Source organism: Roseitranquillus sediminis (assembly GCF_016918935.1).
In the GTDB taxonomy this organism is placed as follows: domain Bacteria; phylum Pseudomonadota; class Alphaproteobacteria; order Rhodobacterales; family Rhodobacteraceae; genus Roseitranquillus; species Roseitranquillus sediminis.
Genome location: NZ_JAFFOB010000025.1, coordinates 1 through 726, shown reverse-complemented (window position 1 = coordinate 726; position 726 = coordinate 1). Strand labels below are relative to the sequence as shown.

At 64.0% G+C, this 726-nt stretch carries 1 tRNA gene and 1 pseudogene; one reads left to right on the top strand and one right to left on the bottom strand.

What is annotated here, in order from left to right:
• Nucleotides 1–77 (top strand) — tRNA-Met (locus tag JM664_RS16170).
• Between the two features lie 112 nt (nt 78–189).
• Here JM664_RS16170 and JM664_RS16165 read toward each other — a convergent pair.
• Nucleotides 190–648, bottom strand: a pseudogene (locus JM664_RS16165) (DDE-type integrase/transposase/recombinase); the annotation flags it as partial.
• Nucleotides 649–726: the final 78 nt, after the last annotated feature.

Below are 726 nucleotides of genomic sequence, written 5' to 3'. Positions count from 1 at the left end.
CGCGGGGTGGAGCAGCCCGGTAGCTCGTCAGGCTCATAACCTGAAGGTCGTAGGTTCAAATCCTACCCCCGCAACCAACAATGTCGAGCGCCCCGTGGCTCCGGTCCGGTTCTTTATGCGGTGTTTCCAACGCCAGCAAGCCCGCTAGCTTATTAACGAGCTTGATCTTGCCCCCGTTTCGCCGGACACTCAGGCGGTTGCGGTTTGAGCTGCGATGAACTCGCGAGGCGAGCGCATCTTCAGCCCTGAGTGCGGGTGGTTATCGTTGTAATCCTCCATCCATCCGCCGACGAGGTCGAGGACAGCTTGAGCGTCCGGCAGCGGCGTGACACGCACGTAGTCGCGCTTCAGGGTGTTCACGAAGGCCTCCGAGATGCCGTTGCTCTCCGGGCTCTTCACCGGCGTAAAGCAGGGTCTCAGGCCGAGCTGGCTGGCGAAGATGCGCGTGTCGCGGGCGGTATAGGGCGAGCCGTTGTCGCTGAGCATCTCGACCGGATGCGGGGCGCGGTGTGCGCCGAACCGCGTTTCCACCGCCTCGAGCATCATGTCGCGGATATCCGATCCGCTGATGCCGGCGTTCGCCACTGCGCGCCAGGCGATGATCTCGCGATCATGCGCGTCGATGATGAAGGCGCCGCGGACGACGTCGCGTAAGCGCGACGCCGTTCACCTCCTGCCGCTGGTGATCTGACCGGGGCATTCTCCGTGCGCATGGGGCGTGGAGGT